Origin of the sequence: Paenibacillus algorifonticola, assembly GCF_050481745.1 — a bacterium.
GTDB classification, from domain to species: Bacteria; Bacillota; Bacilli; order Paenibacillales; family Paenibacillaceae; genus Pristimantibacillus; species Pristimantibacillus algorifonticola_A.
In genome coordinates, this window is record NZ_JBCNGR010000024.1 from 66,072 (window position 1) to 91,729 (window position 25,658).

The 25,658-nt window shown below is 48.6% G+C and carries 21 protein-coding genes; 3 read left to right on the plus strand and 18 right to left on the minus strand.

Features of this window, described 5'->3' with window-relative positions; all coding sequences use genetic code 11:
- Nucleotides 1–148: 148 nt before the first annotated feature.
- Genes lpdA through pdhA form a run of 4 tightly spaced genes read right to left on the minus strand, consistent with a single transcriptional unit; the run spans nucleotide 149 to nucleotide 4,975 of the window.
- Nucleotides 149–1,564: a dihydrolipoyl dehydrogenase gene (gene lpdA, locus ABEW34_RS19920; protein ID WP_430161099.1), complete on the minus strand. Its 1,416-nt coding sequence runs from the start codon at nucleotides 1,562–1,564 to the stop codon at nucleotides 149–151.
- Nucleotides 1,565–1,567: 3 nt separating this feature from the next.
- On the minus strand, nucleotides 1,568–2,872 hold the full coding sequence (locus ABEW34_RS19925) for a dihydrolipoamide acetyltransferase family protein (protein WP_430161101.1): 1,305 nt from the start codon (nucleotides 2,870–2,872) through the stop codon (nucleotides 1,568–1,570).
- 15 nt (nucleotides 2,873–2,887) lie between these two features.
- The gene (locus ABEW34_RS19930; RefSeq protein WP_430161103.1) at nucleotides 2,888–3,865 is read right to left on the minus strand and encodes an alpha-ketoacid dehydrogenase subunit beta; all 978 of its coding nucleotides are present in this window, start codon (nucleotides 3,863–3,865) and stop codon (nucleotides 2,888–2,890) included.
- A gap of 30 nt (nucleotides 3,866–3,895) precedes the next feature.
- Nucleotides 3,896–4,975: a pyruvate dehydrogenase (acetyl-transferring) E1 component subunit alpha gene (gene pdhA, locus ABEW34_RS19935; protein WP_430161105.1), complete on the minus strand. Its 1,080-nt coding sequence runs from the start codon at nucleotides 4,973–4,975 to the stop codon at nucleotides 3,896–3,898.
- Between the two features lie 312 nt (nucleotides 4,976–5,287).
- On the opposite strand from pdhA, the gene ABEW34_RS19940 reads away from it, so the two are divergent.
- Entirely contained in the window at nucleotides 5,288–6,028 is a 741-nt protein-coding gene (locus ABEW34_RS19940; RefSeq protein ID WP_430161205.1) for an alpha/beta hydrolase, read from the plus strand.
- Between the two features lie 120 nt (nucleotides 6,029–6,148).
- Here the strand turns inward: ABEW34_RS19940 and ABEW34_RS19945 are convergent, their stop codons facing one another.
- Complete coding sequence (locus ABEW34_RS19945; RefSeq protein WP_430161107.1) at nucleotides 6,149–6,616, minus strand: low molecular weight protein-tyrosine-phosphatase; 468 nt, start codon at nucleotides 6,614–6,616, stop codon at nucleotides 6,149–6,151.
- Nucleotides 6,617–7,249: a trimeric intracellular cation channel family protein gene (locus ABEW34_RS19950; protein WP_056040868.1), complete on the minus strand. Its 633-nt coding sequence runs from the start codon at nucleotides 7,247–7,249 to the stop codon at nucleotides 6,617–6,619.
- Between the two features lie 208 nt (nucleotides 7,250–7,457).
- On the opposite strand from ABEW34_RS19950, the gene ABEW34_RS19955 reads away from it, so the two are divergent.
- Nucleotides 7,458–8,099, plus strand: coding sequence for a thiamine diphosphokinase (locus tag ABEW34_RS19955; protein WP_430161206.1), 642 nt, complete (start codon nucleotides 7,458–7,460; stop codon nucleotides 8,097–8,099).
- A gap of 26 nt (nucleotides 8,100–8,125) precedes the next feature.
- Here the strand turns inward: ABEW34_RS19955 and ABEW34_RS19960 are convergent, their stop codons facing one another.
- From ABEW34_RS19960 to ABEW34_RS20005, 10 genes are all read right to left on the minus strand, one after another.
- Nucleotides 8,126–10,069 (minus strand): endonuclease MutS2, encoded by a 1,944-nt coding sequence (locus ABEW34_RS19960; protein ID WP_430161207.1) that lies wholly within the window; start codon nucleotides 10,067–10,069, stop codon nucleotides 8,126–8,128.
- 544 nt (nucleotides 10,070–10,613) lie between these two features.
- The gene (locus ABEW34_RS19965) at nucleotides 10,614–11,414 is read right to left on the minus strand and encodes an MBL fold metallo-hydrolase (protein WP_430161208.1); all 801 of its coding nucleotides are present in this window, start codon (nucleotides 11,412–11,414) and stop codon (nucleotides 10,614–10,616) included.
- On the minus strand, nucleotides 11,411–12,085 hold the full coding sequence (locus ABEW34_RS19970; RefSeq protein ID WP_430161109.1) for an N-acetyltransferase family protein: 675 nt from the start codon (nucleotides 12,083–12,085) through the stop codon (nucleotides 11,411–11,413). Before ABEW34_RS19970 ends, ABEW34_RS19965 begins: the two co-directional genes overlap by 4 nt.
- Before the next feature lie 34 nt (nucleotides 12,086–12,119).
- Complete coding sequence (locus ABEW34_RS19975) at nucleotides 12,120–12,791, minus strand: GNAT family N-acetyltransferase (RefSeq protein WP_430161209.1); 672 nt, start codon at nucleotides 12,789–12,791, stop codon at nucleotides 12,120–12,122.
- Nucleotides 12,792–12,818: 27 nt separating this feature from the next.
- Nucleotides 12,819–13,679 (minus strand): carbon-nitrogen hydrolase family protein, encoded by an 861-nt coding sequence (locus ABEW34_RS19980; RefSeq protein WP_430161111.1) that lies wholly within the window; start codon nucleotides 13,677–13,679, stop codon nucleotides 12,819–12,821.
- Between the two features lie 17 nt (nucleotides 13,680–13,696).
- Nucleotides 13,697–15,052 carry a HAMP domain-containing sensor histidine kinase gene (locus tag ABEW34_RS19985; RefSeq protein WP_430161113.1) on the minus strand — a complete coding sequence of 452 codons (1,356 nt, stop codon included), beginning with the start codon at nucleotides 15,050–15,052 and terminating at the stop codon, nucleotides 13,697–13,699.
- Nucleotides 15,049–15,747: a response regulator transcription factor gene (locus ABEW34_RS19990; protein WP_046232574.1), complete on the minus strand. Its 699-nt coding sequence runs from the start codon at nucleotides 15,745–15,747 to the stop codon at nucleotides 15,049–15,051. Before ABEW34_RS19990 ends, ABEW34_RS19985 begins: the two co-directional genes overlap by 4 nt.
- A 260-nt stretch (nucleotides 15,748–16,007) precedes the next feature.
- Nucleotides 16,008–17,564: an ABC-F family ATP-binding cassette domain-containing protein gene (locus ABEW34_RS19995; protein ID WP_430161115.1), complete on the minus strand. Its 1,557-nt coding sequence runs from the start codon at nucleotides 17,562–17,564 to the stop codon at nucleotides 16,008–16,010.
- 264 nt (nucleotides 17,565–17,828) lie between these two features.
- Nucleotides 17,829–19,469 (minus strand): serine/threonine protein kinase, encoded by a 1,641-nt coding sequence (locus ABEW34_RS20000; RefSeq protein ID WP_430161117.1) that lies wholly within the window; start codon nucleotides 19,467–19,469, stop codon nucleotides 17,829–17,831.
- Between the two features lie 160 nt (nucleotides 19,470–19,629).
- Entirely contained in the window at nucleotides 19,630–21,147 is a 1,518-nt protein-coding gene (locus ABEW34_RS20005; RefSeq protein WP_430161119.1) for an extracellular solute-binding protein, read from the minus strand.
- Between the two features lie 95 nt (nucleotides 21,148–21,242).
- On the opposite strand from ABEW34_RS20005, the gene ABEW34_RS20010 reads away from it, so the two are divergent.
- Nucleotides 21,243–23,540, plus strand: a complete 2,298-nt coding sequence (locus tag ABEW34_RS20010) for an AraC family transcriptional regulator (RefSeq protein ID WP_430161121.1) — start codon at nucleotides 21,243–21,245, stop codon at nucleotides 23,538–23,540.
- A gap of 4 nt (nucleotides 23,541–23,544) precedes the next feature.
- Here ABEW34_RS20010 and ABEW34_RS20015 read toward each other — a convergent pair whose 3' ends face one another.
- Nucleotides 23,545–24,690, minus strand: coding sequence for a glycoside hydrolase family 88/105 protein (locus ABEW34_RS20015; protein ID WP_430161122.1), 1,146 nt, complete (start codon nucleotides 24,688–24,690; stop codon nucleotides 23,545–23,547).
- Nucleotides 24,691–24,767: 77 nt separating this feature from the next.
- Nucleotides 24,768–25,649 carry a carbohydrate ABC transporter permease gene (locus ABEW34_RS20020; RefSeq protein ID WP_430161124.1) on the minus strand — a complete coding sequence of 294 codons (882 nt, stop codon included), beginning with the start codon at nucleotides 25,647–25,649 and terminating at the stop codon, nucleotides 24,768–24,770.
- Nucleotides 25,650–25,658: the final 9 nt, after the last annotated feature.

Here is a 25,658-nt window from a genome sequence, read left to right on the forward strand (position 1 = left end):
TGCCTCTGCTGATTCCGTATAAATTCTCATCAAAGCACATAATTATTAATTTATTATGAAAAAAGACCCGCAGGCTTCAGCAGCCGCGGGACCTCTTCAATAGCCGCCGCAAATGCGGCGACTATATTTAGTGAATCATATCAATCCATTACTTAAGAACCGTGTGGATCGGGTGGCCAAGCGCTACTTCTGCAGCGTCAAGCACAATCTCACCCAGTGTTGGATGCGCATGGATCGTAAGGGCGATATCTTCAAGCGTAGCGCCCATTTCGATTGCAAGACCAAGCTCAGCAATCATATTGGAAGCTTCCATACCGACGATATGCGCGCCAAGTACAAGACCGCTGTCAGCATCCGCAACGAGTTTCACGAAGCCTTCATTCGCATTAAGCGACATCGCGCGTCCGTTGATAGCAAATGGGAATTTGCCCACTTTAACATTATGGCCTTTGTCTTTTGCATCCTTCTCCGTGTAACCAACGCTTGCGCATTCTGGATCAGAAAAGCAGACAGCAGGAACACATTTATAATCAATAACGCTAGGCAGGCCGGAAATAACTTCTGCCGCAACGCGTCCTTCGTACATTGCTTTGTGAGCAAGTGCAGGACCAGCAATAATATCGCCGATTGCATAAACGTTTTTGTTGCTAGTACGGCATTGATCATCAACCTCGATCAGACCGCGCTCGCCAACTTTAATGTTAGCCAGTTCCAGACCAAGATCGCCATCTGTGTTAGGGCGACGGCCAACGGTAACAAGCAAGTAGTCTGCTGTTACTTTTTCTTCTTTATCGCCAACTTTGTAAGTCAACGTTACATCGTTATCCGTTTGCTCAGCACTTTGTGCAAGCGCGCCCGTTACGATATCGACTTTTGTACCTTTAAGCTTCTTAACGACAAGAGAAGACATGTCTTTGTCGAAGCCAGGCAGAATGCTGTCTCCGCCCTCGATAACCGTTACTTTCGTACCGAATTTCGAGAACATTTGACCAAGCTCAATACCGATATAGCCGCCACCGATTACGATAACGCTTTTCGGCAGCTCAGGCAGCGACAAAGCTCCTGTGGAGGAAATAATACGCTTGCCATAAGGGAATGCTTTCAGCTCAATTGGACGGGAGCCAGTAGCAATAATACAGTTTTTGAAACGGTAACGCGGAGCTTCTTGATCGTTGAATACACGCGCTTCGTTTTCATTGATGAACATCACTTCACCACTGAAAAACTGTACTTTGTTCGCTTTAAGCAAGGAGCCTACGCCGCCAGTCAATTTTTTGACAATGCCGCTTTTGAACTCCTGTACTTTACTCCAGTCAACCTTCACATCGCTAGCTGTAATACCGAATACATCAGCGTGGCTGATGGACTCATATTGATGGGAAGCGGAAATCAAAGCTTTGGATGGGATACAACCCACGTTCAAGCACACGCCGCCTACATATTCCTTATCTACACAAAGCACGCTTTGTCCCAATTGCGCAGCGCGGATTGCCGCTACGTAACCACCAGGACCTGCACCAATGACTAAAGTATCGATATCTAATGAAGCATCTCCAACAACCATCGTTTATACCTCCATAATGAACAGTTCTGGGTTGCCCAGCAACTGTTTAATGTAGTTCATAAAGTTTTGAGCGGTTGCGCCATCGATTAGACGGTGGTCGAAGCTCAGAGACAGAGCCATCACGGGAGCAGCTACGATCTCGCCGTTGCGTACGATTGCTTTTTCGGAAATACGTCCAGTACCGAGGATTGCAACTTCAGGGAAGTTGATAACCGGTGTAAAGAACATACCGCCTGCCGAACCAATATTGGAAATCGTAATCGTGCTGCCTTTCAACTCATTCGCCGAAAGCTTGCCGTCGCGTCCACGAACAGCCAGATCACGAATCGAGTCAGCCACTTTCCAAATGTTTTTGCGATCCGCATCTTCAATAACAGGAACGATCAAGCCGTTGTCTGTATCTGTTGCGATACCGATGTTGTAATATTTGCGCAAAACGATTTCTTGATTAGCTTCGTCAAGCGTCGCATTCATAATTGGGAATTCACGGGCAGCAGCTACGAGCGCCTTCACGATGAATGGCAAATACGTAAGCTTAGCACCTTTTTTCTCTGCATAAGGCTTGTATTTCGCACGAAGTGCAACAAGCTCAGTAACGTCCACTTCATCCATGATCGTTACATGCGGAGCTGTATAAACGGATTTGGACATAGCGCCCGCAATAATTTTGCGAATGCCTTTGAATGGCAAGCGCTCTTCCGGACGGTAAGCTGTACCAGCAGCAACTGGAGCTGCTTTCGCTTCGCCAGCACCTTTCGCAGCTGCGTTGTCTTGCTGCTGCGCAGGAGCCGCCGCTTGCTCGGACGCTGCAGGAGCAGAACCGTCAAAGCCTGTAACATCCTCACGCGTAATGCGACCGTTTTTGCCAGTGCCGCTTACTTGTGTCAAATCAACATTTTGCTCGCGAGCGAACTTGCGAACGCTTGGTGTAGCAAGCACAGAAGCATTTGTTGCTTTAGGAGCTTCCTTAGCTGTTTCTGCTGCTGGAGCTTCTGGAGCAGGGGCCGGAGCCGCCTCTTCCTTCTTAGGCTCTTCAGCTGCCGGAGCAGCTTGCTCAGGCACTTCGCCTTCCGCATCGATCAAAGCGACTACTTCGCCTACGTGGCAAACTTGGCCGTCTTTAACTAAAACTTCAAGCACTGTACCGTTAACCGGACAAGGCACTTCAACAATTGCCTTGTCGTTTTGTACTTCCATAATAATGTCATCATCTGTTACTTTGTCGCCGGCTTTAATGTGCACTTTAATAATCTCGCCTTCGTGCAAGCCTTCGCCAAGCTCAGGGAAACGATATTCGAATTTAGCCACCGCGTATATCCTCCTTTAGAAATCAAGTACTTTTTGGACAGCTGCAGAAATGCGGGCTACCGTTGGAAGCCATGCATCCTCAACTTGCGCAAACGGATAAACGGTATCCGGACCTGCAACCCGAAGCACTGGAGCTTCCAAGTGCAGAATTGCTTTTTCATTGATTTGAGCGATTACTTCAGCGGCAACGCCGGAAGTTTTTTGTGCTTCTTGAACGACAATTGCACGGTTCGTTTTTTGGATCGAAGCTACAAGGGTATCAATATCGAGAGGCACAAGGGAACGAAGGTCGATAACTTCAGCCTTGATTCCTTGTTTCTCAAGCTCGTCAGCTGCTTTGACAGCCGTATGAACCATCAAGCCGTAAGCAATGATTGTAACGTCACTGCCTTCACGGACCACATTGGCTTTGCCGATTTCAACCGTATATTCGCCTTCTGGCACTTCTGTACGGAAAGCATGGTAAAGGTTCAAATGCTCCATGAAAAATACAGGGTCGTTATCACGAATAGCGGAAATAAGAAGACCTTTAGCATCGTAAGGATTGGATGGAATAACAACTTTGATACCTGGCGTCTGTACGGCAAGACCTTCCAGGGAATCCGTGTGCAGCTCAGCTGCTTTCACGCCGCCGCCGAAAGGCGTACGGAATACGATTGGCGAGTTGTAGCGTCCGCCGGAACGGTAACGCATACGAGCCGCTTGAATGAACATTTGGTCCATCGCTTCATAGATAAAGCCTACGAATTGAATTTCGGCAATTGGGCGGAAGCCTTGAATCCCCATACCCACTGCCAAACCGCCGATAGCGGACTCGGCAAGCGGCGTATCAAATACGCGGTCTTCGCCAAATTCAGCTTGAAGGCCTTCAGTCGCACGGAACACACCGCCGACTTTACCAACATCCTCGCCAAAAAGTAGTACATTCGGATCCCGTTTAAGTTCAACGCGCATCGCGTCACGGATCGCTTCTTTCATATTCATTTGAGCCATGATCTATAGTTCCTCCTTCGTTAAAGGCTATTATTGGAAATCAGCTTTTTGCTCTTCGAGGTGCTGCGGTGTTGTTTCGAACATGGAGTCGATCAAGCCTGCAACCGTCATTTTCTCAACAGCTTCTGCTTTCTTGATTTGCTCGTTAACAGTCGCTTTCGCTTCTTCCTTCACGCGAGCTGTATCCTCTTCTGACCAGAGACCTTTGCTTTCCAAATATTTGCCGAAACGAATGAGTGGATCTTTAGGAGCCCATTCCGCTTCTTCATCTTTGGTGCGATATTTTGTCGTATCATCCGCCATGGAATGCGCACGATAACGGTAAGTAAGAAGCTCGATCAGCGTAGCGCCTTCGCCGTTGCGGCCGCGCTCAGCAGCATCTCTAACTGCTTTAATAACAGCAAGTACGTCCATGCCATCAACCTGCACGCCTTTGATACCAGCAGCAAGCGCTTTGTGGGCAACGGAATGTGCAGCTGTTTGTTTAGCATAAGGAGTTGTAATCGCATAGCCATTGTTTTGTACAACATAAATAACCGGAAGCTTGAACGCGCCTGCGAAGTTCATGCCTTCGTAGAAATCGCCTTCGGAAGAACCGCCGTCGCCTGTGTACGTAATCGCTACGCGTTTTTCATTCTTTTTCTTGAATGCCATTGCAACACCAGTAGCGTGCAAAATTTGCGCGCCGATGATGATTTGCGGCATTAGAACGTGAACATCCTCAGGGATTTGACCACCATGCTGGTGTCCTCTGGAATATAGGAATGCTTGGTACATTGGAAGACCATGCCATACGAGCTGCGGAATATCGCGGTAGCCCGGACAGATGAAGTCATCTTTATTCAAAGCGTATTCGCTACCAATCATAGCAGCCTCTTGACCGGATACTGGAGCGTAGAAGCCCAGACGGCCTTGACGGCCCAAATTCACGGCACGATCATCCCAAGTGCGGGTAAATACCATACGGTACATTATTTCTTTTAATTGGTCGTCCGTAAGCTCCGGCATTTCATCCGGGTTAACAACTTCACCATCAAGCGACAAGACGGACAATGGTGTAACTGGCTCCGTTTGAACTTCATATGGCAGTTTGCTAAGCACTTTGCTCATTGTGAACGCTCACCTCAATCATTAATATTTGAATATTACAGTACTCTGTTATAGAATTATTATAAACCTGTTTAACAAAAATGGTCAAAGCAAAAAGCAAAAAATCCGCTGTATTTTCAACGCTTATGCCCTTTTTGTTAAGAAATTGTATATGTAACAGCTGCCACAAAGTTATATAACAGCATAATACAATGTTGAAACAGTGGAGCTTATACAGCCAATCAGTCTGCTGCCGAACCCCGCATTACGATGGCATCTCTCTATTGTTTACCCACAAGCTCTCATTCCATTCAACCAACGGAGGAAGAAATGATGACTGATGAACGTTATTTGAAACGCACCGTCCTCAGGGAAACGGTTGCAAGCAACTATTTGCAAGATGGCCAGCGCTCGCTTCGCGTCTATTTGCCGCCCGGCTACAATGAATTGCTGAGCTACCCCGTCGTGTACTGCCAGGACGGAGAAGATTTTTTCAACTTCGGCCGGATCGCGACAACGGCGAATCGCATTATTTTGGATGAAGGCGTAGAGCCCTTCATTATTGTTGGCGTCGATGTGAATAAAACATTTCGCACAGCGGAATATGCTCCTGACGGAGACCGCCATGAGGCTTATGTCCGCTTTTTCGGCGAGGAGCTGCTTCCCTTTATAGAAGCAAAATATCCGGTCCGTCGTGAGGCCGAGCATCGCGTACTTGCCGGCGATTCGCTTGGCGGCACCATCTCCTTTCATCTTGCGCTGGCCTATCCGGAGTTGTTCAACCGTGTACTTTCCTTATCAGGCGCCTACTTCGAGCGCTCGCTAGAAATTATGGCTGCACAGAATGACCTTTCCTGGCTGGAGCTGTACATGATTGTCGGCCTGCAGGAAACGGCTTATGAAACAACAGATAGAGGCGTATATAATTTTGTCGAATTAAATCGTGAAGCCAAAAAGCTGCTCGAAGAAAGACAAGCTCCCTTTTATTATGCGGAAAAAGAAGGCCAACATCAATGGGGCTTTTGGCAGAAAGAGCTGCCGGAAGCGTTAATGTATTTTATCGAGCGCCAATAAGCGCGGCAGCCTTGCCTAACAAATGAGACAAAGCCTTGATTTCCCCCGCCCAAGGAGGAAGCCAAGGCTTTGTTTGTTTATGTTGAGCCATCCTATCAACTGCTTGTACGCTTAGCTCGGTTACTTAAGCTTCACATGGTCCAGCAGCCGCTCGCAGCCTGCATCCACCAGTTCAAATACATAATCGAATTGTCCCGTATAATAAGGATCTGGCACATCCGCTACGCCGCGCTCGGGCAGCAGGCTCATAAAAGTCAGTACTTCTGCATTCCCCACACGCGTTCCGAGAATTTCACGCACATCGCGCTCATTTTTCGTATCCATACAGACGATATAGTCAAAATCCGCATCATCCTGCTGCGTGAACTGACGTGCCTTCATCCCTGCATAGGATATGCCCTTCGTGTCAAGCTCTTTGCGTGTGCCCTCATGCGGCGGATGGCCGATATGCCAATCTCCCGTACCCGCTGAATCAACAATAATTTGGTCTGACAGCCCTGCCTGCTCCACCTTGCTGCGAAAAACAGCCTCCGCCATCGGGGAACGGCAAATATTGCCAAGACAAACGAACAACACTTTTTGCTTCATTTAGGCCTCTCCTTTCTCCTGAACAATTTTCTCCCGCAGCGAGCGGCGCGGCAGCTTCCATTTGTAATACACCGACAGCATCCTGAACACGATAATAAGCACGAACAGGAACAGCAAATCGAGTGTTGAATGAAACCAGCCCTTGCCAATAACCAGGCCGCCAATCATCGCCCAAACGGCATAAATTTCATCCCGCAGCACAAGCGGCTTGCGCCCTGCGAGCACATCGCGAATAATGCCTCCACCGATGCCTGTCAGCATAGCCGCTACCATGACCGCGCTAATCGGGTGGTTCATTTGCGTCGCATACAGCGCGCCCTGAATCGCAAAGGCTGATAAACCGATCGCATCGAAAAAAGCTTCGCTTTTGCGCCACGTATAAATCCATTTAACCGGCAGCAAAAAAGCAATCGTCATCGCGATGAGCGCGATTTTCAGCAAGCTTCCCTGGCTCCAAAGCGAGGTAACCGGAACGCCGATCAGCAAATTCCTTATGACCCCTCCGCCAAACGCCGTAACCAGGCCCAGCACAAAAACGCCAAGTATGTCGTATTCCTCCTCCATTGCCACAACCGCGCCGCTGACGGCAAAGGCAATGGTGCCGATGATGCTGAATACGCCAAAAATCTCCAAATCCAACGTGTACGCCCCCGCTTCCGTTCTCCCGTCCGATGTCATCTATCTTACGGTATGTCCTTTCCCATTTTAGCCCCGCCGCTTTCGTAAAGCAACGACATATTTCGCCAAATCTCTGCTGATTTTCCGTCTTCTGCTGGTGTTTCCGCTCAAAAACGCTATATACTAGCAAAAGCGACAAAAGTAATAAAGAAAGAAGGAAGCGATTATGCCACAACGAATAGTCATTTGCTCTGGCGGCGAGCTTGGAACTTGGGCACTGCCTCATCTAAAGCAGGATGCCTTCCGCATTGGCGCAGACCGCGGCGCACTATTTTTGGTGGAGCAGGGATATTCCCCACAGCTTGCAATCGGCGATTTTGATTCGGTTACTGACGAGCAGCTGGAGCAAATACGTTCAGCCAGCACGGAGCTCATCACCTGTGATCCGATTTATAAAGACTATACGGATACAGAAATGGCTTTGCGTTATGCGCTGGAACAAAATCCAGATGAAATTATTTTACTGGGTGCTTTAGGCACCCGCTTTGACCATTCGTTATCGAATGTGCAGCTGCTGGTGCTCGCCGAACAGCGGGGTATCCCCGCCTGTATTATCGACCAACATAACTGTATTACTGTTACTTCCTCTAAACGAATAATACAGAAAGGGCTATATGCGAATGTTTCCCTGCTGCCCTTGTCTTCTGCTGTTTCCGGCATTACGTTAACAGGGTTTCAATATCCTCTGCAAAAAGCAAACTTGCAAATTGGCCAATCCCTTGGCATTAGCAATATACTGACGGAGACGGAAGGCAGCATTACGATTGATGCTGGGCTGCTGCTCATTATTCAAAGCCGCGATTAAACAATGAGGAACTAAATACACGATTATTATTCAAAAGCCTCCGGCTCCATCTCGATGACCAGCCCTTCCACATGCTTGCGGCTCAGCTGTTTGCGAAGCTTGCGGTTTTCCTTGGTATCGAAGACGATGCTCATATCATAATCTTCCCCAGGATACAGCTCCTCCCTGCTGATCGACAGCTTGAGCCGCTTTCGGTTAAAGGCCAGCTTGCGGCCCTGCACCTGAACAATGACTTCTCCACGGGCATCAGCCGGACGAAAAACGATTCCCAGGCGCTTGAGCGGGTAAATCCATACCGCATCGCCCGCTTGAAAAGTCTGCAAGGCGCTTTTGCCGGCGCCCTCTTGTTTTTTGCTGCTATTTTTGACATCAGCCTCGGTATGAGCTTCGCTACTATGCTCGGTATGCACGGCTACATCATCTGGGTTTAACATTATTACCTGCTGGCGGTTAACTGCGAGCTGCTCCGCCCGCTGCATAACCCTCTCCGGCAAACCGTAACGGCGGGCAATAGCGAAGGCTTGGCTTTCGCCTGCCTCCCCAATGATCAATTGATACAGCGGCAGCAGCGTTCGCGGATCAAAAGCCATCCGCGCGTTCATGCAGCCCCTCGTACGGGAAGCATATTGCTTAATCTCATTAAAATGTGTCGTTGCCGCGGTTAAAGCTCCCTTCTGTTGAAGCTCCTCCAGCACGGCTATAGATAGGGCTATGCCTTCTCCTGGATCGGTGCCTGCCGCCAGCTCATCCAGCAGCAGCAAGGAGCGCGGTTCGGCAGATTCCAGCATTTCTCTGAGTACCCGAATATGCGAGGAGAAGGTGCTCAAAGACTGCTCCAAGCTTTGCCCATCACCTAAATCGGCAATAATCGTGTGGAAAATGCCGAATCGGCTCCCTTCCTTTGCCGGAACAAGCAGCCCTGACTGAGCGAGCAGTGCAAGCAGGCCGATTGTTTTCAGTGTTGCTGTTTTCCCGCCTGTATTGGGCCCTGTAATAATGAGCTGACTCCAGCTCGTACCAAGCTCCACATCAAGTGGAACTGCCGACGGGCCAAGCAATGGATGACGAGCCTGCGTTAAGGAGATGAGAGGTTCATCGGTTAATTGAAACGATTTCCCATCGTAGGAACGCGAAAGCTTGCCGCGCGCCATAATGAAATCAAAGGAGGCCATAGCCTCTAAATTAAGTCTTAGCTCAGCTTCGTGTGCATCAGCCAGATCGGATAAACCCGATAAAATAACGGTGCGTTCGCGCTCCTCCTCCGCCTCCCACTGACGCAGCTCGACCTGCAAATCGGCTACATCAATCGGTTCTACGAATAAGGTTTGCCCACTGGCCGATTCATCCCACACCGTACCCGGTACCTGCTTGCGCAGCTCGCGCTTTACCGCAATAACAAGCCGGCCGCTCCGCTTGCTCACTATCGGCTCCTGCAAGGCTGATTTGTATTTGGAAAGCGAGGCTTCCATTTTACGACTGATTTTGTCCTCGACCGCGTAGCGATGCCTCCTAATTTCCGCAAGCGAAGCGCTTGCCTGATCGGTGAGGCTTCCGTAGCGAATACAGCGGGTCAGCTCTTCGCGCAGCTGCGGGCAATCATGCATGGAATCTGCATAGCTGGCAATGATCGGGGCAATCGCCCGTTTGCTCGCCATATATCTGCGCATTTGCATGACAGAAGCGAGCCATGTCTGCAATTGCTCCAGCTCCTGCTCAACATAAATGCGTCCTTTGCCAAGCAGAGCCAGAAAAGGATCAATTCCCTCCATAGCGGATAAGGGAACGCTTGCCCCCGCTGCCAGCAAGGCGGAAGCTTCCTCTGTCTCCGACAGCCATGCTTGAATCTGCCTGGCTTCTATACTGGGCAGATGGCGTTCCGCTAATATTCTCCCTGCTGGAGAAACCGTATAGCCGATCAATTGTTCTTTTAATTTGTCATATTCCAAACGCATTAGCGTAGCTTCGTGCATCATTTTCAATCGCTCCTCAATAATTCGGTTGTATTTCCCATTTCGTTGGCGTGAATGATTCGAAATAAACAAAAAAACAGGAACAGAACGCATGAGCGTCCCATTCCTGTTTCAATCGGCTGCTGTACCTAACCAAGCATTGATCATGCCTTATGTAACCGCCACACAAATACGGTTGTCATTAGCGCAATTAACGCAAAAAAACCGTGCTGCAAGAGCACGGTGGTCAGGCCGCTGCCGAATGGCATTCAGGCGGAGTCCACATGTTCTTAACTCTTGGTATCAGTACGCTGATGAAGATACGTTCATAGAAACCTGCCTCTACTGCACAAAGCAGCCAGCAAGCTTCCATTCGCCTTCAAACGCGATCTGATCTATCCAATTTATGAGTTAAGAACACCTGTCAACATAAAATAAACCCCTTCCTGAACCATCCAGCCAACAAAATATAACTTTAACTTACTTCAAAAACAAGCTCCTTGTCAACCCTATCGGCGTTTGCAAGAAACTTCATGCGGCTTATGCTACATTGGTCTAGGCCTAGCTATACTGTCACTTCAAGTGCTGCCCTTGCAAATTGCACAGAGGTTGGAAGCCCATAATCGCTATTCAGATCAATGTCATGAGACATATGGGTAAATATCGTATGATTCGGCTGCCAAAGTTGAAGCAGCTCCAGTGCTTCCGTTACATCATAAACAGAGCGGGTTTCATAGGCGAAGGGCTCTTTATAAAAGCTTGTTCCGAGCACAAGCAAATTAAGGCCATAAAGCGGCTGCTGCTGTTCGTCTGTTAGCCCAATCGCGTCAGAGCAATAAGCCCAGGAGCGTTTTTCGACCGCATGATCAAAACGAAAAGCATAGGCATAGCCATTTTTGCCATGATTAATTCGCCAGCTCGTTATATCCCAGTTGCCCATTTGAAGATTACCGCCGTCTATGGCATGAAAATCAATTTGCCGCTGCAGCCAAGGAAAACGCGCATTAATTTCGCCAATCACCTCAGCCGCTGCAAAAGCCTCGCCCTTGACGTTCAGCCAGCGGCAAGCGTCGGCCCATTCCACAAGACCGCCAATATGGTCAAAATGGGCATGGGTAATTAAAATCCGTCTGACGAACCTGAGGCCAGCTGCTTCCATTTGCCTTCCCCAATCAGGACCGCAGTCAATCCAAACCGGATCATCTGCTCCACCAGCAGGCTCTGCACCCCATCCATCAAGCTGTACGAGTGAACGCAAACGGCGATTAATGCCCGTGCTTCTCGCCTCTTCACATACAGCGCAGCTGCAATAAACACGCGGAACGCCCATTGAATCGCCTGTTCCACGAAAGGTGATACGCATTATAGTGGCAGCAGCGCGACCTGCTCCTGCTGCCGCAACTGATTGATCATATCCAGCCAAGCTTGCGGTTTGTTAGGCAGCGCCTCATAGTAGCCTTCAAGGAAAGTTACGATGAGCGAAGCCGGCAAAAATGCCCTATTTTCATCCGCAGGCAGGAAGCTGAGCTGAAGTCCTGTTACCGCTTGACCCTCATGATCCCAGGAAGGATGCACATATGGGAAATCCAATCGGTTATACCCAATATGCGACAATACTTCGCGGCGCACAAATGGATTCATAGGTGTTACGCCGCCAAATGCATGCTGCTCTTCCGTTTCATAGGGGTTATAAATTTCCGCGAACATGCCGATCGATTTTGTACCGGATTGTTCAGCCAGTCGCGCCAAATCCTTTTCTCTAGCACGCAGCAGAAAGCGGCCAATACCCTTGCCTGCTTGTCCGATAATAGTGAAGTCAGTCATCGCTACGCGCAGCTCAGGATAATAACGATATTCGGTGGAGCCTACTACTTTGCCGTCTTCTACCGCAACATAAACATGGATGCCAGCATCCTCAAGCGGTTCTCTCCACAGCTCATAGGCCAGCACTTCCTCCGGCGGAAAAATCGTTTGAAGCAGCTTATGCAGCTCAGCAAAATAAGGGTCATCAATGGAGGTAATACGATGGTACAGCATAAAATATCCCCTCTCCTTATGTATCGGTTTTTATTTAATCGGCAGCAAAAAATGGATTGCGCCATTCCATCAGTGCGGCATAGCCACAGGACTGCTCATCTTCCAAATAATTTGCCGCTATGCCTGTCGGCGTACGGCCGCAGCGGAGCAGGAACGAAAGAACAGGGTCGCTGTATTTTCCAGCTACGACCCCGCTAACGTAATTTTCCGGTGTTATTTCTTCTGCATAGCGATAATAGCCGGGCATTCGTCCGCCGCCAAGCAGCCTTTCAAGCTGCAGATGCACGACAGTCTCATACATCGTCTGCATTAGCCATTTTCCAATGCCCGACTTTCGGTACTCTGGAATTACACAAATATCTACCACATAAAGCGTATCGCCGCTGCGGTTATGATTGCGAATAAAACCGTTATCCGTAATCGCTTCCCAGCTGTGCGAATGTCCGTAATCGTCCATATGAACGATAAGGCCTGTCATCGAGCCGATAAGCCTGCCACCAACTTCAGCGCAAAGCGCTCCTTCGGAAAACCGGGAAACATGCTCGGCAAGCTGCTCCTTGCTCCACCATAATTCCGCAGGAAACGGTGGCGGAAAGCTTTCGCGCTGCACATCAATCAGCCCTTCAAAATCCAACTCCGTGTATCGTCTTATTACTGCCTCTACCGGTACGCCCTCATGATATACATATAATTGTTTACGAATAATGCCACATCCCTTCTGCCAGGGAAAGCTTTAATACCAATCGGTGTAAAGATCGGTGCGACGGTCCCGCCATGTTGTAACGGAGCCTGCGGTCCGCACATCTTCCAGCAGCTTCAAATCAAGATCAGCCACAACGAGCATATCATCATTAATGATTCCTTCTGCCAAAATGCCGCCCGGCGGAAAGGGGATATCGTTTGGCGACAAAATCGCCGCCTGCCCAAAGTTGGCCCGCATAAAATCGACCTTCCGCAGCGAGCCCACTGTGCCAGTCGTCACCACATATACTTGATTTTCTATCGTCCGTGCATGAGCGCTATATCGAACGCGATAAAAGCCATGGCGATCATCCGTACAGGATGGGCAAAAAATGACGTCAGCCCCTTTTGCCCTCGCCATCCGTACGATTTCCGGAAATTCAATATCATAGCAGGTTAACATGGCTATCGTGCCATATGGGGTTTGGAACACTTCCAGCCCTTCTCCCGGCGACATCGCCCAGTCGCTCACTTCCGTCGGGGTCAGATGGATTTTCGACTGACGGTCGATCTTACCATCCGGATGAAACAAATGCGCAACATTGCGAAGCTTGCCGCCTTCCACTTCTACGACATGGGTTCCTGCCACAATGTGCATATTGTATTCCGCCGCCAGCTTGGTGAACAGTTCTTCATAGGCAGCTGTAAAACTCGGAAGTTTGTCAAAAGCTAATGGTGTGCCGCTGCTGTCACTGATGGACAACAGCTGCGTTGTAAAAAACTCAGGAAATAACAGAAACTGTGTGCCGTATTCTGAGGCATTGCGCACATAATGCGCGACCTGCTCGGCAAATTGCTCAAATGAGCTGATGTCGGCCAATTTGTATTGAACGGCCGCTACTCTATATTTCAAAACCGACCCTCCTACCGTTACTTTCGTTGTTTAAATTGCAATGTAATCGTCGTGCCAATATCCTGCTGGCTGAATACATCTACTTTGCCATCATGCAAATCAACAATTCGCTTCGCAATGGAAAGACCGAGTCCGGCCCCGCCAGTCGCACGGCTTCTAGCACCGTCGACCCGATAAAAACGTTCAAACAAATGCGGCAGGTCACTCTCTGGAATGCCTACGCCTCTATCTTTGACTTCAATCTTGACGATTGTTTTCACTTGGCTAACCGAAACATCAATCGAATCCTTACTATACTTTATGGCATTGTCTAGCAAAATGACGAACAGTTGTTTAATTTTTTCTTTATCGCCATACATTCTGATGATTTTCGAGCTTGTTTTAATTCGAATCGGACGATGAAATGTCGTCTGCAGCATGCCTGCCAGCTCATCGATAGCCTGAACGACATCGAACTGCTCCTGCTTCAGCCAATCCTCCTGCTCAGCTTCGGCAAGCGTAAGCATGGACTTGGTCAAATTTTGCATCCGCTTCGCTTCCCGATCAATCGCTTCAATCGCTTCATCTCGCACTGCGGCATCGTCGCGTCCCCAGCGCTTAAGCATATTGGCATAGCTGGAAATAACCGTCAGCGGCGTTTTGAGCTCATGAGATGCGTCTGCCACGAACTGCTTCTGCTTTTCGAACGTACGATCGAGCCGCTCAATCATCTGATTGAAAGCTCGGATCAACTGCTGCAGCTCCGCGGATTCCTCGTGGCTGGTCGTCTCAATTACCCGCAGCTTCCCGCTTCGGTCGATTTCTCGCATCGTCGTGACCATTTGCTGGATGGGGGCTGTCAGTCTGGACGTAAACCAATACGTACCGAATATCGCGAACAAAATCGCACCCGCACTGGTTACCGTGAGAGCGGCCACTAAAATTTGCAAATAATTATCCAGCTCGTTAAGAACTCTGTTAATTTCCAGCATGCCGACGATTTCGGTCCCATCGTATAGGGGAACGCTCATATACAAAATACGTTCGCCGCCCTTCGAAATCATTCCGGTATCATGCTGGCTGTCGAAAGCTGCTGGAAGCCCCAATAACACAGGGTCCGAGCCTGTAATATTGACGACCTTGCTATCTGGCTGCACAATGCGAATCATTTCATTCACATTATAATATTCACTAAGCAAATCCGAATTGTTAAGCCCTTTGCCGCTTTGGATTTGCGGATTTTCCAGCATGAGATTGATTTTGTTCGCGATGACTCGCTCTTCGCTTTCTGTCGTAATTTTAATGACATAAAAATAAACGAAAATATTAAACAAAATCAATATAAAAATGAGCCAGAAAATCGTAAAAAGCGTAAATCGTTTTCGCAGCGTCATGCGTCAGGCTCCTTGACCATATAACCAACACCCCGGACGGTATGAATAAGCTTGTGGCGGTAGCCCTTGTCCAGCTTTTGCCGCAAGTAACGGATATACACATCGACCAGATTCGTCTCGCCGATAAAATCATATCCCCATACTTCGGAGAGGATATCCTCACGGGATTTCTCTTCATTTTTGTTTTCAACCAAATAAACGAGCAATTCAAATTCTCGCGGCGTCAGCTCGATTATAATATCTTTGCGGAAAACTTTGCGCGTACGCAACTCAATCGTCAAATCGCCTACCTTAATCATATCCGAGCCTTCGGATTCACGCGGATTTTGCTGGAATATGCGCAAAATATTGCGAACGCGCGCCAGCAGTTCCTCCATCGCAAACGGCTTCGTAATATAATCGTTAGCTCCATGCTCAAAGCCGCTTACTTTATCGGGAACGGTATCTCTCGCTGTAAGCAATATGACTGGAACTGCATTGCCCGCCTGTCTCAGACGGCGCAGCACCTCAATACCGTTAAGCTCCGGCAGCATGACATCAAGCAGCACGAGCTCCCACTCCCCTGACGAAGCCATTTCATAGCCTGTCCGTCCGTCCAAAGCCGTGCCTACTGTATAACCCTCATGCTCAAGCTCAAGCTGTAAAATGCGGGATATGCCTGCTTCATCTTCTACTACCAGGACACGTTCTTTCATCTTAAGCGTTCACCTACCTTAGCAAATAGTCTGCATTGACCCGTTTTGTACTCATCATAAAGGAATATTCAATTAAAATGCAAGCAAGCCGGACTACTGCCGCTTGCAGTCCGGCTTGCTTGTTTTCTTCAAGCGTTATTACGATCAAGGTGAAACGGCCGAAAGTCGTCCTCTGGAGGCACGGCACGTTTCAGCCAGAAAAATATAGAGAAAGTATAGCAAAATCATATACTTTCCTATACTTTCAAGCTGCAACCCGATTAATTTTGGGTTTGCATGGACCAGCTTTCGACATCCCAAGTTTTCGTTACCCAATCCTCGTAAAAATCAGGTTCGTGGGATACGAGAACGACGGTGCCTTTGAATACGCTAAGCGCGCGCTTCAACTCGGCTTTTGCAATGACATCCAAATGGTTCGTTGGCTCATCGAACAAAATCCAGTTACTTTCGCGCAGCATCAGCTTGCAAAGACGAACCTTCGCCTGCTCGCCGCCGCTCAATTGATTGAGCGCCCGCGTAATATGCTCATTTTTCAAGCCGCAACGGGCAAGAGCTCCACGAACTTCACTTTGCGTCATATGCGAAAATTCATTCCATACATCATCCAGCGGCGTCATCGTAGGCGCCTTGGCTTCCTGTTCGAAATAGGCCGGATGCAAATAATCCCCGCGGTAAACTTTACCATCAAGCGCCGGAACAACGCCGAGAATCGTTTTGAGCAGCGTTGATTTGCCGACACCATTGCAGCCTACGATCGCAATTTTGTCACCGCGCTCAATGAGCATGTTCATCTTTGGGAGAAGCGGTTTATTGTAGCCAATGGACAAACCGTCCGCCTCGAATACCGTTTTACCGCTAGTACGGGCCTCTTTAAAACCAAAGGTCGGCTTAGCCGCTTCCTCCGGTTTGTCGATGCGATCGATCCGGTCAAGCTGCTTCTCACGGCTCTTCGCCCGTCCAGAAGTCGAAGCACGCGCTTTATTTCGCGAAATAAAGTCTTCCTGCTTCTTGATAAAATCCTTCTGCTTCTCATAGGCATCAATATGCTGGGCTTTGTTCATATCTGCCATCTCAAGGAATTTCTCATAGTTGGCAGAATAACGCGTCAGCTTGGCAAACTCCAGATGGTAAATAATATCTACCACTTGGTTCATAAAGCCTGTATCATGGGAAATCAGGACGAACGCATAAGGGTACGACTTCAGATAGTTCGTGAGCCAGTTAATATGCTCTTCATCCAAATAGTTCGTAGGCTCATCGAGCAATAAGACCGTCGGCTTCTCCAAAAGCAGCTTGGCAAGCAACACCTTCGTCCGTTGTCCACCGCTGAGCGCCGTTACGTCGCGTTCAAGCCCAATCGCATTCAGCCCTAGACCATTGGCCATCTCATCAACCTTGACATCGATTAAATAGAAATCGCCAATTTCCAGCTCTTCCTGAATTTCACCCATGCGCTCCAGCAGCTGCTCCAGCGTATCCGGATCGGCATCGCCCATTTGCAGCGCAATATCATTCAATTCCTGCTCGAGCAGCAGCATCGGTGAAAAAGCATCCTTCAGCACATCGCGAATCGACTTGCCTGGCGTTAATTTCGTATGCTGATCCAAATAGCCGTAGCGGACGCGTGGGGTCCATTCTACTTTGCCTTCATCCTTTAGCAGCTTTCCTGTCAAAATGTTCATCATTGTCGATTTTCCCGTTCCATTGGCACCTACAAGGCCAACATGCTCGCCAGCCAACAGGCGGAACGATACGTTTTTGAACAAAACACGGTCGCCAAACGTATGGGATAATTGCTCTACTGTTAATAAACTCATTTCTACTTAGCTCCATTCATGCACTTGTTTATCGTGAGGATTTGCTCCGTTCTCGTGTTAGGAGTATGACAAATAAAGCCTCATCGTATGAAAACGCCCGCAACACCTAGCCTTTTTGGGCTTCGTGTCGGTACGCAATGCTTGTCGTTTTTAAGCTTATATATGTTTATGCCCGACCTATTGTACCACAAGAGCTGCACTATTGTGTAAAAATCAATGCGGATTTTGTCTCTTCAAGGGTACCATATAGCATCTTCGGCATCCTCATTTCCCTTTCCCCTTATTCAGCATTCGGCTAATTAACACAAGCAGCGGATGAAATGACTGCTTTACAGGCCTGCACAGCCGTTTGTCCTCCGTCACCCATTTGCCGCTCCAAAGCACCTTAAGCCATTCGGCTGCTGGCAGCATAGGCAGAACTGCTAGTGGCCGCTCCGGCAGTAATTGCAGCCATTGCTCCCTCTCCACAAAGCGGTTATCCTTATTCGCCAGCCATACGAGACGCCCTTCCTGAGCATTCAACTTCTGCTGAAGCGTTTGAAGGCGACGCAGCTGTGGCTGCTGCCATTTTGCCGGAAAAGGATCGGCGACTACACAGACCAGCTGGCACCGAGATAGCCACTCGCCTGCTGCCGGCTCATTGAAGCTGGAAGCATCGACGATTTTCACATCGGAATGCCGCTGATTCAAATAAAGCTCCCATTTTTCCAAGTCGCATGTTTCTTGCTCTGTTTGGGCAGGTTTTTGGGCAAGCCACTGAATAACGCCTTCCTGCCAAGTCCAATAATGATGGAAGGCCTGCCTTCCACTCGCATATTGGGAGGGCAGGAGCGCATGCCATTCTGGACGATTACTTGGAAATTCAGCTGCAAGACAGCTCAATCCCCCTTGACCAAGCAGCTTGGCTAATGTAATAGCTGCAAAGGTTGCCCCCGCTCCGGGTGACAATGGCCATACGCCAATCGTTATTCCCTTTGCCGCGCTAATGTGACTTTGCCTGCCTTGGAAGCCTGATGATAGACGGACATGATCACCACTCGTCAGTTGTACGATAGCCAGCAGTTCGCGCTCTACTTGCTCCATATTTGCGGTGCGCTCTTCAAGTCGATAGGCAAGCATTCGGCTAAGCACATGAGCCAGCATGCCAGAGCCCTCTGTCTTCATTCGCCCCTTCCACTTGAAATGAGGCTCTAGGCGTGGAACAACGGGTACGGGCTCATAGTACTCGCCCCCGCTCGCCAAATAATAGAGCAGTGCGCCAAGCCCATATACATCGGTTCGGGGATCGCTTCGGCCGCTGCCCTGGTACTGTTCGGGAGCGGCAAAGCCTGGCGTTCCAAGCTTTGCCGTATCTTGTCCTCCATTTGCCTTAACTTGCCTTGCAATACCAAAATCAATCAGGCGCAAATGTCCGCTGCCATCCTCTATCATGACATTAGACGGTTTTAAATCCCGGTGAATCATTTGCGGCGTTTGACGGTGCAGATAGTTAAGTGCCGAACACAACTGAAGTCCAAGCTGGGTCACCTCTAGCAGTGTTATTTGGCGCTGTCGTTTTTGAAACTGTGCTGCAAGCGTTTCTCCATGAATGAAGTCCATCACAACAGCATAGACAGATTGTTTATGTATCGGAAACGCATCCACAATATGAGGGAGATTCGGATGATTTAACCGCACCAGCATGGCTGCCTCTGCGTTAAACGAATGAGTCCCGCCCGCATCCTCCTCTATAGATATAGGCTTGATTTTAATGGCCCGCAGCTTGCCTTGCAGCTTTCGATCTTCCACCGCATATACGATGCCCATTCCACCCTTGCCGAGCACTGAGATAATTGCATAGCGATCCGCTATTATTGAACCCGTCTCCCAAAGCGGGAGTTCAACCTCCGCTCCGCTTCCTCCCATTCATCCCACCCTTTCCGTTTGAATGCAAAAAATCCCGGCTGGACAGACGAATAGCGTTCGTCTTTCAGCCGGGATGCTTTCCCATACTTATATTCAGATAGTATAACATGCAAACCTAAAAAAATGAATGACTATTAAAGCATTTTTCACTAAGCGAATATTACGATCTGCCTGCATATCCCGCATTAAACTCCTGAATAATCTGGTCGCCTCCAAGCTTCTTCCACCGCTCTACTTCCTTATCGAAGCCTTGCTCATCAAGCAAACCAAGAATAAAAGAGTTGGTCGCGTTTTGAATAATCACATTCAGCTCGCCTCCACGTTCGTTAGCAGTTGGAGAATCAAGCGAGGCGGCAGGGTTAACGACGAGGAAGCTGCGATTATCCTCCGTCAAGCGGTCGCTTTTTTCCCTAAGCGGATCACCCTGCGGACGAATAGCAAGCGCCCTGACCCCCATCAGCGAAATAAGCGGCCGTACCTCCTGCTCCCATCGCTCGCTTTCATTGGAGAGCAGCTCTACCATATCACCATTTTCCAGCTTATAGTGAATGCCTTCAACACCATAATTAAGCATATAAATGAGCTCTGGGTCGGCAAGCCGATTAAAAAATTCAAGAATGCGCAGCAGCTCAGCCTCGCTTTTCACCTGCGATTTTGGGAATACGAATATGCCGTTATGCCCCGCCTGCGACCATACATGCGGCTTGCCGTCAGGTCCGTTGATCCGGTTCACCAAATCAATTTCGGCTTTTGGATTGCTTTGAATAAGCGTCTTATATAAATTACGGCCATCATCCATGTTTCCTATATAGACACCCGCGCGCCCCTTCGTAAATTCCTCCCATTGCTGCTGCTTGCTCGTCACCGCAAACTGCTCATTCATCAATTTCCCTTCATACAGCTTCCGCATAAATTTCATCGTATCTTTATAAGCGCTGAACATAAATGCAGGCTGCAGCTCTCCGCCCATCCAGCCCCAATCATTCGGCGCGCCAAAATAAGAGGCCAGCGTTTGGAAAGCGCCAAACTTCAAATCGTTGCGATCTGTTAGGCCGTAGGTATCATGTAAGCCATTGCCATCAGGATCATTTTTCGTGAACGCCTCCATCACCTTATATAGGCTTTCCAGATCTGACGGAGCCTCCAGCTTCAACTGGTCGAGCCAATCCTTGCGGTAGATGATGCCTTGGCGGGACAGGTCCCGCTCCCGATAAATGCCATATATTTTGTTGTCAATTGATGTATTTTGCAAAATCGTTTTGTCCATAGCGTTCAAATTCGAAAATTGCGATAAATAGGGACCAATTTCCCAAAAAGCACCGGCACGCACCGCGCTCAAAAAAGCAGAATTGCGAATATCCTGAATCGTGACGATTTTGGTAAGCGCATCCGAAGCAAGTGCGATGTTCAGCTTATCCTCCTTCATTGCATCAGCGACCCAAATAATGGACAGCTTCGTATTGGTCGCATCCTCAATATGCCCCAGCACGACATCGGATGGCGGGCTCTCCGTGTATTGAACAGCTGTCCACGTTAAATCAAGCGGCGCTTCCTTGCTCTGGGCGCCCACACTCTCATCGAGCTGTTGACAGGAAACCATCACTACAGCTGCTCCGCATACTAAGGCCGTTAAAACCGATTTCGCGCAGCGATGAATCTGTCTCTTCACAAAATTCATAGGCAACATGACCCACTTTCTGGTATAATACCCTAGTAATTATTGTTTGCGAAGCAGTGCAGCGTATGGCTCGCAATCATTTTGGAGGAGATATGATGGCAGCCCCACCTAATCGGTATTTTTTGCGAATTTTGCTGTTTGGCTTTCTAGTTAGTTCCTTACCCGTCATTATTGTTGGACTATTTTCCTACATGAAATCCTCCGACACAATCCAGCAAAATGTAAACGCCTCCAAACTGTTGCAGTTGGAGCAAATGCAAATGAATGTGGAGCAGGTCATGCGTACCGTAGACCATTCCATGACGTATTTTGTCAATTCATCTTTTTTGAAGTCCGCCATGTTGGAACCGCTTAATGTGGAACAATTTCAATTATTTAACCAAATCAAGCAAGAAGTCAACCATTTGCAGACATTTGATACAGGAATTGAAAATATTATTTTATTAAGTACCCGAGAAAATTGGTATATTGACAACTCCGGCCTATATCGACTGAGTGAATTGGACAAAAAAGACCAGCTGCTTCAATATAAGGAGTTGCCCTTCGATTCGCAGTGGATAACGGAGCCCGTCAGCAATACCGTGCTGCTTGGCCAATCCTCAAGTCGTTGTACATACGGCATCAGCCTCGTAAAGAAGCTGCCGCTGACGGCTTCAACCAAAAATGGGCTTGCGGTGTCGACGATCCCTTCCTGCTATTTGAATGAGCTGCTTTCCTTTGATAAAAATAGCGAGGCTGTGCTCGTATTTAATGATAGAGGCGAGCTGTTGTTTGGGCAAAATGAAGAGCTGCTGCCCTCTGAGGGCTTATTCACTGCCCTTTATCAGGATATTACCGAATCTGACTCAACTCTTGCTCAATTTGATACGCAGCTTGAAGGGACCGACTATACGGTATCCTATCGCAAGTCTGATTATAACGGATGGACATATGCTTCTATTACATCGCTCCATGCCTTGTCGAAGCAATCCCGTGCCATTGGCTGGTTTACAGTGTTTATTTGCCTAGCTTTGCTTGCCATTACGCTGCTTGTGACCTGGTTCGGCTCTCAACGCCTGTATAAGCCAATAGAACAGCTGTTTGTGAGCGTCTTCCAGTTGTTTCCCTCCAAGCATGATAAGCCAAGCCGCGACGGCTTCGTCTATATTGCTGATCAAATTCGGCATGTCATTCGCGAGAAAAGCGAATTGGAAAGCACGATGAACAATCAGATTGACAGCTTGCGCACGTTGTTCATGATGGAGCTGTACCAAGGAAAAAGCAACAGTCGAACGATTGAAGAGCGGCTCAAGACGCTTTCCTTGCCTACAACGTTTAAAGGGTATGCGATTATGACGCTGCGCATTGATTTTTTTGAAGGAACGAGCTATACGAAGGGCGATACCGATTTGCTGTTGTTCGCCGTGAATAATATTGTGGAGGAATTGGTTGATGCGAGCGACAGGCTGGCACCTATCGTCTACGAACAGTCGCAAATTACACTTCTGCTGAACCGTGAGCATAACCAGGATGCTTTTTTTGCCCAATTGGTTCCATTGGCGGGGCAAATTGCGCAAACCGTAAAAGAAGTGCTGAATCTGTCCGTCAGCTTCGGTTTTAGCGGCTACCATGACAAGCTGAAGTCAGCGGGCACTGCGCTTGAGGAAAGTATGGAGGCTTATAAGCATTTAAAACGGTTTGGCGACTCCTCGACGATGTTTTATCGGGATCTGCCACAAAAGCTGAGCTTCAATACTTCTTATCCGGTACGCCTGCAAACGGAGCTAAATGACGCTATCAAGCTTGGAGATCGCGCCAAAAGCGACGAAGCGCTGGCGGAGCTATTCGAAGCAGTGTTTAAGCAGCAGCTAAGCGCCCATGATTTTGAGCTGACGACTGCAAGGCTGCTAATTGATTTGATCCATCTGTCCCAGTCGCTCGGTATTCACGAAATGGAGCTTGGCGACCATTCATCCTTATTTGAATATTTGTTCAAGCCGCACTCTCCGAAGGAAGTTCGCAACTGGTTTCTGCAAAACATCGTGGAACCGATTATTGTAGCGGTAGAGGAGCGAACCAATTCTCAGTATAAAAATATTTCTGAGAAGATCATTCATATGATTCACCAGCAATATGACCAGGAGATTACGCTGGAAGCCATTGCGGCGAGCATGCATTACAATGCGAACTATGTAAGCAGCGTATTCCGTAAGGAGACAGGAACTTCCTTCAGCGAATATTTGGCTGCGCACCGTCACCGCATCGCGCTTGGCCTGCTTCAAGACACAAATATATCGGTCAAGGAAATTTCTGAGCGGCTGCAATATACAAATCCGCAAAATTTCATTCGCTCCTTCCGCAAGCTCGAAGGAACAACTCCCGGAAAATACCGGGAGCTGCATCAGCCGGGGTAGCCATTTACTGCTCCCCGGCTTGAGCTGGCTGTAAACTAAGCACGCCATCGAGCTCCACACAAGCCAGAACAAAGGCTCCTACACCGTGCAAATCGTTTTCGCTTGTTGGACGCGTCACATAGTTGCGATAATCCCCCGCTGACGTTCCGATGCAGATGCCGGTCACAATTAGTCCCGTCTCATCGGAATGCAGCGTGCGGAGCAGCCCTTCATAGCCTTTTACCGCAATCTCCGAATAAGCTTTCGAAATGCACCCATGCTTGATCGCTTTCGCTATCGTATATAGAAAGAGGCATGTGCATGAGGTTTCCAGCCAATTGTCCTCCCGCTCGCCTTTATTGACAACCTGATACCACAATCCGCTTTTATCATCCTGAAACTCGGTGAGCGCTTCAACAAGTGCCGCGACCTCCAGCTCGATGGTAGCTCGGCCCGGATGCGCTGTCGGCAGGACATCGAGAAAATCAACAAGCGCCAGGCCATACCAGCCGAGTGATCGACCCCAAAATTCTGGTGAGCAGCCCGTCTCCGGGTTTGCCCATGGCATGCTTCGCGTCTCATCCCACGCATGGTACAGCAGTCCTGTCCGTGTATCCTTCATACGACGATTCATTAATCGCTCCTGTTTGAGCGCCATATCCAGAAGCTCCGGCTTCTCATATTTCGCACCATAAATCATTGCGAATACGCCGCCCATATAGAGGCCATCCAGCCACATTTGATAAGGATATTTATCCTTATGCCAGTAGCCTCCCTCCGATGTCTGATTGAGCGTCCCGAACATTCCGAGCAGACGGTCTGCCGCCAGGCGATATCGCGGATCATCAAACTGTTCATCCAGCGTAAACAAAATCAGCCCAGCCATTATCCCGTCCAGCTCGCCGCGTTCAAAAGTCAGATTGCCATAAGGATCGATTAAAGCATCCGCATAGCTTTTAATATACAGCAAATAGCGCTCGTCGCCATTTTGCTCCCATACCTTGAGCATCCCATACAAAAATACGCCTTGATGGTAATGCCAGCGGTTTGCTGGAGGCAAGTCATGCGCTTCTGGAAATCTCGCCATTAAGGAATCGCAGGCGGCAACGCCCCATTCCAGCGCTAACGCATCGCGTACACGCATCGTTTCAGCTAAATTGGATAGACTCATTTGACTTCAACCTCTCTTCATATAGGATACAAGAATGACAACCCGGGATCCCCCGAAGGGAAGTGTCTGCAGGCAGACTACCCCTTCACCGAGCCCAGTAAAGCGCCTTTATCAAAATACTTTTGCAAAAATGGATATACGAGCAATACCGGAACCGTCGCTACCACGATGACGGCCATTTTGATCGTCTGATCCGGAGGCGTAACGAAATCACCTGAGAAGCCCGAAGAATCCGCCGTCAAGCCGCTTGCCAAAATAACAATTTGCCTCAGTAATACTTGAATCGGCCACTTTTCAGCACTATCAATGTACAAAATCGCTGGCAAATATGTGTTCCAATACGTTACGGCATAAAAGAGGGAAATCGTTGCAATCGCCGGCATGGAGAGCGGAATGACAATACGGAATAAAATGCCCCAATCCGTGCAGCCATCAATTTTTGCCGACTCCTCAAGACCATCCGGCAAGTTTTGAAAGAAGCTGCGCAAAATAATCAGGTTAAATGCATTAATAGCCGTTGGCACAATAAGCGCCGCATAGCTGTCGATCATACCTAACGACTTGACGACGATAAAGGTCGGAATCATCCCGCCGCTGAACAGCATCGTAAACACAATCATAAACATGATCTGCTTGCGACCTACCAAATCACGTCGAGACAAGCCATAGGCCATCAGTGACGTAAGTATCATGCTGAACAACGTACCAAAGCCAGTAACTCCAATCGATACCAGCATACTGCGAAAAATGGTATTCGTTGAGAAAATATAGGCATACGCATCCCAGCTGATCTTCGTTGGGAACAGGACGAACCGTTTCTGCGCAAGCTCATCAACTGTCGTTAGCGATCCAGCAATAATATGCAGGAAAGGAAGGATTGTCACTAACGCAACTAAAAATAATATTACATAGACAGCGCCATCGAATAAGCGGCCGCCAATCGTTTTGTCATGCACCATAATAGCCTT